The sequence below is a fragment of the Paenibacillus soyae genome (genome assembly GCF_024623455.1).
GTDB lineage: Bacteria > Bacillota > Bacilli > Paenibacillales > Paenibacillaceae > Pristimantibacillus > Pristimantibacillus soyae.
On record NZ_JANIPJ010000018.1, the window covers coordinates 130,841 to 138,446 of the forward strand.

The 7,606-nt window shown below is 48.8% G+C and carries 9 protein-coding genes; 6 read left to right on the forward strand and 3 right to left on the reverse strand.

Annotated elements, in window-relative coordinates; genetic code table 11:
• Positions 1 to 50: 50 nt before the first annotated feature.
• Together NQZ67_RS22450 and NQZ67_RS22455 are read right to left on the reverse strand one after the other, a co-directional pair.
• Complete coding sequence (locus NQZ67_RS22450) at positions 51 to 566, reverse strand: hypothetical protein (RefSeq protein ID WP_257450298.1); 516 nt, start codon at positions 564 to 566, stop codon at positions 51 to 53.
• A gap of 382 nt (positions 567 to 948) precedes the next feature.
• The gene (locus tag NQZ67_RS22455; RefSeq protein ID WP_257450300.1) at positions 949 to 1,482 is read right to left on the reverse strand and encodes a GNAT family N-acetyltransferase; all 534 of its coding nucleotides are present in this window, start codon (positions 1,480 to 1,482) and stop codon (positions 949 to 951) included.
• A gap of 188 nt (positions 1,483 to 1,670) precedes the next feature.
• Here NQZ67_RS22455 and NQZ67_RS22460 point away from each other — a divergent pair, with 188 nt between their 5' ends.
• Positions 1,671 to 2,375: a DinB family protein gene (locus NQZ67_RS22460; RefSeq protein WP_257450302.1), complete on the forward strand. Its 705-nt coding sequence runs from the start codon at positions 1,671 to 1,673 to the stop codon at positions 2,373 to 2,375.
• Positions 2,376 to 2,552: 177 nt separating this feature from the next.
• Here NQZ67_RS22460 and NQZ67_RS22465 read toward each other — a convergent pair whose 3' ends face one another.
• A complete protein-coding gene (locus tag NQZ67_RS22465; protein ID WP_257450304.1) occupies positions 2,553 to 3,266 on the reverse strand; it encodes a nitroreductase family protein in 714 nt (237 codons plus the stop codon).
• Positions 3,267 to 3,415: 149 nt separating this feature from the next.
• Here NQZ67_RS22465 and NQZ67_RS22470 point away from each other — a divergent pair, with 149 nt between their 5' ends.
• From NQZ67_RS22470 to NQZ67_RS22490, 5 genes are all read left to right on the forward strand, one after another.
• Positions 3,416 to 4,765 carry an aminotransferase-like domain-containing protein gene (locus tag NQZ67_RS22470; RefSeq protein ID WP_257450306.1) on the forward strand — a complete coding sequence of 450 codons (1,350 nt, stop codon included), beginning with the start codon at positions 3,416 to 3,418 and terminating at the stop codon, positions 4,763 to 4,765.
• Between the two features lie 170 nt (positions 4,766 to 4,935).
• On the forward strand, positions 4,936 to 5,394 hold the full coding sequence (locus NQZ67_RS22475) for a YhfM domain-containing protein (RefSeq protein ID WP_257450308.1): 459 nt from the start codon (positions 4,936 to 4,938) through the stop codon (positions 5,392 to 5,394).
• A gap of 221 nt (positions 5,395 to 5,615) precedes the next feature.
• A complete protein-coding gene (locus NQZ67_RS22480) occupies positions 5,616 to 6,125 on the forward strand; it encodes a P-loop nucleotide/nucleoside kinase family protein (RefSeq protein WP_257450310.1) in 510 nt (169 codons plus the stop codon).
• Between the two features lie 154 nt (positions 6,126 to 6,279).
• Complete coding sequence (locus NQZ67_RS22485) at positions 6,280 to 6,708, forward strand: hypothetical protein (RefSeq protein WP_257450312.1); 429 nt, start codon at positions 6,280 to 6,282, stop codon at positions 6,706 to 6,708.
• 213 nt (positions 6,709 to 6,921) lie between these two features.
• On the forward strand, positions 6,922 to 7,464 hold the full coding sequence (locus NQZ67_RS22490) for an AAA family ATPase (RefSeq protein WP_257450314.1): 543 nt from the start codon (positions 6,922 to 6,924) through the stop codon (positions 7,462 to 7,464).
• The last annotated feature ends 142 nt before the right edge of the window (positions 7,465 to 7,606 follow it).

Genomic DNA, 7,606 nt, shown 5'->3' on the forward strand with positions numbered 1-7,606 from the left:
GAAGCCTCTATAAGACAAGAGCCCGCGATTGCCGCGGGCTCTTCCCATTGCTATTCTATTAAAGTTCCGTTGCCCGATGGCTCGTGCCTCCAAATCTTCCCTGAAAGCCCTATCGACCTCAAACCATCTCTGATCGGCTGTATCACCGTCTGTTCGCTTTTGTAATTTTTAATGACAAGCTCCTTGCCCATTATAGTCGCAATCACAATACGATCCGTGTAGATGATGACGTGGGCGATATCCGCATAATTAACGAAGTTCGACCGGAACTTTATCCCATGCGGGGTGAACGTATATTTTTTGACGAGAGCGAACTCCAGTACAAGAAAATAAATCGCAAAAAGGACCAGCAGCACGATCCATCCGGACAGCGAGTTCAACCCTATGAGTTCATTCGTCCGTTCGGAAACCACCGGGAATATATTCCCGCCGAATAACAACGGGAGCAAAAAAATAATAAAAAAGAACGCATATACGAGTGCATATAACATCCCGTACATCGGGAACGTGCAGAGCAGGGCGAACAAGACGTTGATCCACCAAGCTCTTTTTGTTTTGATAACCACCGAATTTCCACCTGTCCTCTTGATTAATTTGTGTTCAAAAAGTCCAGTTTTCAGCACCTTGGCCTATGCTTCCGCTGCTGCGTTTTTTCCAAAAACGCTGTAGATCGGATGAAGCTAGGAAATGAGAAGCGGTCCACGTTTTCGGAGAAAACGACCTCGTAAGCATCCGCTTAGTGGAGCTACGTGAGCACCTGCAATGTTTCCGGAAGAAACATACTTCGTAAGCATACGCTTAGTTCCGGCTTAACCCGGGCCCCGCGAAAGTAATCGGAATAAGCTTCGAAGCTTCTCTTCACTTTCGTGGGTATCAAGAGATATTCGATGTCGAATAAGCTCCCTGAAACGCTTCGTGATCAAAAGTGGACTTTTTGAACTACCTCTATTAGTGGTAGTCCGACCTGAGCAGGCCGTAGTGCGTCACATCCTCGTAAATCCCCCACTTCAGCAAATGCTGGCGGAATACGCCTTCATGCTTCATGCCCGCCTTCTCCATCACCTTGTAGGATCCCGGGTTCCGCGTCAGCGCGGCCGCATACAGACGGTTCAGCTCCAGCTCGCGAAAGGCGAAGTCCATCACGGCCTTCACCGCCTCCGTGCAATAGCCGTGGCCCCAATAGGGCTTGCCGATCCAATACCCCAGCTCCGCATGGTTATGATCCTTGTTGATGCGCAGTCCGATGACCCCCATGAACGTTCCCGCAGCCTGATCAAGAATGGCGAATGAGTACCCGTTGCCGTTCGCAGCCGCGTCTTGCCTCATTTGAATAAAAGAAACCGCCGCGCCTCGGGGATACGGATACGGAATACCGAGCGTTGTGCTCGCAATTTCCTTATCCTGCAGCAGCCTCTCCATCTCTTCCGCATCTTCCGGCGCGAGGAGCCGCAGCGTTAATCGTTCCGTATGAATCATCTTCATGCTTATGCCTCCTTGTGTCCCTGGATATGTTTAGTTAGGCCGGCCGTCACTTGCTATGAAGGAAGTAAAATAAGAGTAATAGGGGAGGGAAATTCTGTCAAGCGAGGTTTGCCAGGAAAGGGATTGTATCCCAAAGTCTCGAATTCATTGTAGGAGCACTAAGATAACAATAGAGGAGCTGCCGGAATTTGGAGCAACGAAGAGTAGTTTGGAATGAAAACCATAAGCGGCTAACGGAGCTATTATCGAAACCCAGCGAGCACGAAAACGCAACCAGACTGCTTCTGGCTCATCATGCCTCGCTTCACTCTTCTAAGCTGGTCGATGAGGATATCTTCTCCTTCGAGGACTCGTTAGTAGAAGGCTTGGAAGAGGCGGCATGGAGACTCTATCCGATGAAGACGCCCGATACGAAAAACTCGATCGCCTGGCATGTGTGGCATATTGCGAGAATAGAAGATATGACGATGAACGCTCTTGTAACGAACGGTCAGCAAGTACTAACCTCGGGCAGTTGGCTCCAAGATCTGAACGTCCGCTTCGCGCACAGCGGGAATAGCATGATCGATGACGACATCGCGGAGCTAAGCGCGAAGCTGGATATAGGCGCTCTGCTAGCCTATCGGTATGCGGTAGGCAAACAAACAAGACGAATTCTGGCTTCCCTTCAGCCCGGAGATTGGACGCAGAAGGTTCAGGCTGACCGCATCCAAAGGCTGTTCGAGGAGCAGGCTCTGCTTCCGGAGGCAAGCGGCATTGGGGACTATTGGAGCAACAAAACGATCGCCGGATTGGCGTTAATGCCCGCCACCCGCCATAACTTCGTGCACCTGAATAAGTGCGACCGCATCAAGCAGAAGCTGCAAAAGACGCAAAAGAAGCCGGTCCGGTGACGGACGCGGCTTAGAGGAACAGTTACTTCTTCGATCGCATCTGGATCAGCAGAGACACGATCAGCAAGCTGGCGATGATGCCAAATCCAACGAGATACAGCCAGTTCGCGGCCAGCCAATGCAGAGTCATGAGCGATTCACTTCCTTTTTGACTTCAGAAAAACGAACAACCGTACTCTATTGTACAGCATCCATCCGGGCAGCCGCTAGGCTGCTTCTTTGATGCTCCCCCGGCTGTTGCTCGAAACCATTCCATATGACCGTCTGTTCTACCGGAAACCGAGAGGTGGGACGGGCCGGCTTCACCGCTTTGCCGATGGCGACGAGCAGCCCCGGGATATAGCGCCCCGGGACGTGGAATGCCTGGACGAAGGCGTCTTGGTAGAAGCCGACCATCGGGCCCGAATCAAGTCCCTTCGCCTTCGCGGCAAGCATAAGCTGCATAGCCGCTAGCGATGCGTTGCGGATCGCTTCGTCGCGGCGGTATGACGCAGCCCCGTCCGCTTGGTATGCTTCCTCAATCTGCGATAGAAGAAGCTGATGCGAAGAGTAGCCTGCGAAAGCATCCTCGGCACCGGTCTGAATAGCCGGACCGTATACGGCTTCGGCGTTTCGATTCGCGTGCAGATCACCGAGAATAGCAACCGTGACGGAAGCGTCGACGACTTGCTTCTGCCCCCACGCGATCGGAAGCAGCTTCTCCTTCGCCGCGGCGTCGGTGATGGCGAGGAACTTCCAATGCTGAAGGTTCCAGGAAGAAGGCGCTGTACCCGCCAGCTCCAGTATCTCCTTGATTTCTTCCTCGCCCAGCTGATGGGAAGCGTCGAAATAGCGCACGGAATGACGACTGCGGATCACGCTCTCAAAATCGTTTTGAAATGCGGAAGACATGTACATTCAGCTCCTCTATTCATAGTTTAAACAGTAACAATCGCAAGCTTGAGTCCGTTAATGAAAGAGTATCCCATCTCGAGAGGAAGAACTATAACGTTTTTTCCGAAGTGTATCGTAACAGTTACTTGGAGAGTGAGCGTGCGCGCGTGAAAAAATACGAGGATATTGTCCATGATATCGAGCAAAAGCTAATGAACGAACCATTCGCATCCGGCCAGAAGCTGCCCTCCGTCCGCGCCGCCGCGCTCCATTATGGCTGCAGCGTCAGCACCGTTACGCGGGCCTATGCGGAATTGGAGAACCGGCACCTCATCTACTCCATCGCGCAGAGCGGCTATTACGCGGTGGGAAAATCCCGAGACGCCTCTGGCAGCTTCGAGAATCGTATTATTGATTTCGCCTCCGTGTCGCCGGATCCAGGCGTATTCCCTTTTGCGGACTTCCGGCATTGCCTGAACCGGGCACTGGACACTTATCAGCACGAGCTGTTCACTTGCGGCGATTCGCTGGGGCTTCGAACGCTTCGCCGGCAGCTGGTTTCCCATCTGGCCAACGATCAAGTATTCGCTAACGAGGAACGGATCATCGTGACTCCGGGAGCCAACCGAGCGCTTGAAATATTGGCGAAAATGCCTTTCCCGAGCGGAAGCTCGGTCGTTCTCGTCGAACAGCCGAGCTACGATCTCTATTTGCGGTTCCTGGAGGCGGAGAACATTCCCGTACGCGGGATCGCCCGCACGACAGCGGGCATCGATCTGGAGGAGTTGGAGAAAGCTTTCAAGCATGGCGGCATTAAGTTTTTTTATACCATGCCCCGATACCATAGCCCGCTCGGCGCTTCGTACAGCGTAAACCAGAGGAAGGCCATCGCCCAGTTGGCCAGCCGTTATGGCGTATATATTGTAGAGGATGATTATATGGCGGATTTGGGCGACGAGCCGGGCGCTTATCCTCTATATGCCTATAACGAAACCTCGCATGTGGCGTATGTCAAAAGCTTCTCGAAAATCATTTTCCCCGGACTCCGGATCGGAGCCGTCGTCCTGCCTGAGAAGCTTATGCAGCCATTCAGCGAATACAAAAGATACGCAGATACCTCGCAGCTGTCGCAGGCCGCACTGGAAATGTATATGAGAAACGGCATGTACGACCGGCACAAGCGGAAAATAAGCAGCCAATATGCGGAGCGCCTTCACGTCCTTCATACGGCTTTGCATATGCACGGTACCGAAGGAATGATGGGCGCAGCGGATGTTCGCACCGGGGTGTATCTTCCGTTGCCCCTGCCGCGAACGGTTAATTTGGAGCGTTTAACCGATAGACTTGCCGCCAAAGGAATTCAAGTTGTATCCGGCAAGAGCTTCTATCTATCCACCTGGCTGGAACGCGAGAAGTTTCTGCGGATTAGCGTGGCCCGCGCGCGGACGGTTCAGATTGAGGAGGGCGTGCGGGAGATCGTCCGTGAGGTGAGACGGGAGCTGGGATCATTGACATAAAAAAAGAGGAACAGCCCTCCTGCTGTTCCGAAAAAATAGACTGAAATAAGTATTAGACTGGCGCCGCGTGATTAAGCTAACGGGCAGAAGAGTTGAAATATTGCAACATTCATGCAGGGTTAACGTCTTATAAAAAAGGATAATTCTGTAACAGTGGGGTTGTTGCCATAATGGTTAAAAAGATAATGATTTATCTTGTATTATGTAGTTTCGTTTTACTTATTGGTTGCAGTAAAGAACAACCCGAACCAATTGCGGTAAAGAAGAATGAAAACCCAATTACGATAAAGAAGAATGAAAACAACTTAAATCTTTATCTCAGTAAACCTGAAGGTCAGAACTACACGGTTTATAAGAAGATTGAAGATATTGACACGGTGAAAACGGTAATGGATATTTTATTAAATGTGCAGTGGGAAAAAGCAAAAGTACAAATGTCACGGCATCCTGATTATAAAATTCTAACAGTCAATATAGACCCTACAATTTCTTATGAACAAGTAACTTACGCAGTTTGGCTTTCTCCAAAGAAAGACAAATTAGAAGTGATTATTGAAGGTCAATCCAAGTTTGGTAAAGTTACAGAGGAAGACTTTAAAAAGCTACTTTCAATATTGGAAGTGCCTTGAGAAGCAATGCAAACTGGGACTTTCATTAAGCTATCGGAGAACGTTAGCTGAATAAATCCCTTCAGCAGCTGGTCACAACGATCAGCTGCTTTTTCATTGAAGTAACGGCAGCATTCAACAAAGAAGTCCAACAGCCATTAGCGGGCCTTCAAAGTAACTTGTTATATTTGAGGGGAACGTGAGATTATAGAATCGGGGGCGAGTGAAAGGAGTCGAGTTAAATGCTATATATATTTAGCGGTTTGCCAGGCACCGGGAAGTCCACGTTATCATCCGCTCTGGCTAGAGAGCTAGGGGCTACGTATCTCCGGGTCGATGTCGTGGAGCAAGCTATGCGGGATACTGGAATCAGGGTCGACGGTCCTGAGGGCTACAATGTATGTTATGCGATTGCATTGCAGAATCTGCGGTTGGGCCTCAATGTGGTTGCAGATACAGTCAATCCCATCCAAATCACACGCCAGGCTTGGCGCAACGTGGCGGAGTCTCTTAATACAACGTATGTGGAAATTGAAGTGGTCTGCTCTGACGATCATGAACATAGGTATCGAGTCGAATCCCGTGAAGCAGATATTCCCGGCTTTGTCCTACCAACGTGGGAGCAGGTCAAGAAACGACAGTACGAGGTTTGGGATCGGAATCACATCGTTATTGATACGGCTCATAAAACGGTCGCCGAGAGCTTGATGACATTGTTTGATGAGTTGGATCGGAAACGTAGGGAAATTTAGTTTTTTGCACTAACTGGGAACGTTAGCAGAGCCAGCCAGGAGCAGTTTGCCAACGCAGCAGCTGCTCTTTTTTCATTAAGCTAAAGGTAGGTTAACGCAACAATACGATGAAAGCTTCGTCTGTATAAGTAAGATATTGAGGGGAAGTGAAAAGTTGCGTAAAGCGATACTTTTTTGGATAGTGCTGTTGCTACTTACGGCATGTTCAAATGGAAATGGTGCTTCGCAAAACACCCAATTTTCTGAAAATGACGCAATTGCCAAAGTGATTACAAACGAAAGAAGTGTACGTTTTTCTTCAGATGTAAGTTTTCCTACTGAGGCGAAAAGAGTCAAAGGTATCATACACGGCGGGGGACCAGCCCCAGGAATAACGATTCCTGGGGAGTTTGAGTCTTCTGCAAAAAGGGTGAGTGAGGGTACATTTATCGTTACTTTAACAGAATATTGGAAGGCAGAAGACTTTCGCGATTCAACAGAAAAAAAAGGTACTCTTAGTGCATATTGGAAATATGAAGTTACACCAAATAAGATAAAATTTCTCGAACAAGGCGGGGACACGTCTCCTGATCTTATCGAGTAGCATGAATCGTGTACGCTAATACTCCATCAATTAAGCTAACGGAGAACTTTAGCGCACAAGACATACGGCGACCGGCCTTACGACCGGTTGCCGTTGTTCGTTGAAGTAACGGGTAGTAGAGCATAATAAATGAATATATCTAAAGTCGACCCTAAATCGTTGTCTTCTGTTCAAATATACTGTTTAAGTATTACATTCAAGGATGGTGAATGTATGTTAGAGAAAGATCCAAGCATTATATTAATTACAGGTATAATGGCTAGCGGAAAATCGACGGTAGCCCAGTTGCTTTCTGAACAATTCGGTAAATCGGTGCATTTACGTGGAGACATTTTCCGAAGAATGATTGTAAACAACCGCAAAGAAGTCCACCCAAATTCGGGAAGTGACGAGTTTGAACAATTGAGGCTACGATATCAGCTAGCCGCTCAATCAGCGGAAATGTACCAAAAGGCGGGATTTACAGTTGTTGTTCAAGATGTTGTCGTTGGACCACTGCTTAATGATTTTATCTCGTATATTAGTAGCCGCCCATTTTATGTAGTAGTGCTTTGTCCAAACTCTGCAGTAGTTGCAACGAGAGAAGCTACTCGCAAAAAGAAAGGTTACGGTATTTGGAGCGTTGATGAGTTAGATCGCGTGTTACGAAATGAAACGCCACGCATAGGATTGTGGCTGGATTCATCAGAGTTGTCTCCTGAAGAGACGGTTGATGAAATTGCCAAGAGACTACAAAATGAGGCATTGATAACATAAGCTATTACGTTAACGGAGAAACTTAGTTTAATAAAACAGCGACAGTCTAGGACTTTATCGTCCTTGGCTGTCGCTGTTTCAATTTCTAGTAGTCTAACACTTATTTTCTGCCGACACCTGCCGGGGGGGGGGGGGGGGGGGG

What these genes read in the sequence shown, in the direction of transcription:
- NQZ67_RS22465 (WP_257450304.1), bottom strand. Translation starts at nt 3,266, where the DNA reads ATGTCTTCCGCATTTCAAAACGATTTTGAGAGCGTGATCCGCAGTCGT.
- NQZ67_RS22455 (WP_257450300.1), bottom strand. Translation starts at nt 1,482, where the DNA reads ATGAAGATGATTCATACGGAACGATTAACGCTGCGGCTCCTCGCGCCG.
- NQZ67_RS22480 (WP_257450310.1), top strand. Translation starts at nt 5,616, where the DNA reads ATGCTATATATATTTAGCGGTTTGCCAGGCACCGGGAAGTCCACGTTA.
- NQZ67_RS22490 (WP_257450314.1), top strand. Translation starts at nt 6,922, where the DNA reads ATGTTAGAGAAAGATCCAAGCATTATATTAATTACAGGTATAATGGCT.
- NQZ67_RS22475 (WP_257450308.1), top strand. Translation starts at nt 4,936, where the DNA reads ATGGTTAAAAAGATAATGATTTATCTTGTATTATGTAGTTTCGTTTTA.